The following is a 465-nucleotide window of genomic DNA, read 5'->3' as shown; positions in this document are numbered from 1 at the left end:
CTCGCTCGACCGGCGCGGCGGCGGCATGCTGTTCGGCGCCGAGCTCAACTCCGGCTGGAGCGGCGACGGGCACTGGCGCCTCGGCCTTGCCGGCGGCTATACGCACACCGATTTCGATATCGACGGCCGCCGCTCCAGCGGCGAGCTGGGCAGCGCCCATGGCGCGCTTTATGGCGGCATGCGTTTCGGCGCCGTCTCGCTGCGGGCCGGCGCGGCCTATGCCTGGAGCGATCTCGACGTGACGCGCCGGGTCGCGCTGCCCGGCATCTCCGACCTGCTGCGCCTCGATGGCCGCAGCGCGACCGCCCAGGCCTTTGCCGAGATTGGCTACGCCCTGCCCTACGGGCCGGTCTCGTTCGAGCCCTTTGCGCAGATCGCAGCCGTCACGGTCCGCACCAGCCGCGACGCCGAGACAGGTGGCCCCACCGCACTGCAGGTGCTCGGCCGCGACCAGCGCCTCGGCTT

General features: G+C 72.9%; 1 protein-coding gene. It reads left to right on the top strand.

Annotation, left to right across the window (positions count from 1 at the left end; translation table 11 throughout):
- Positions 1-465 (top strand): autotransporter outer membrane beta-barrel domain-containing protein (locus AB4099_RS35225; protein WP_441481511.1); only part of this gene is annotated, 465 nt, incomplete at both ends.

Source organism: Allobosea sp. 2KB_26, assembly GCF_052115715.1.
Taxonomy (GTDB): Bacteria; Pseudomonadota; Alphaproteobacteria; order Rhizobiales; family Beijerinckiaceae; genus Allobosea.
Note: the sequence above shows the minus strand (reverse complement) of the source record. Positions and strands in the feature narration are given on the sequence as shown.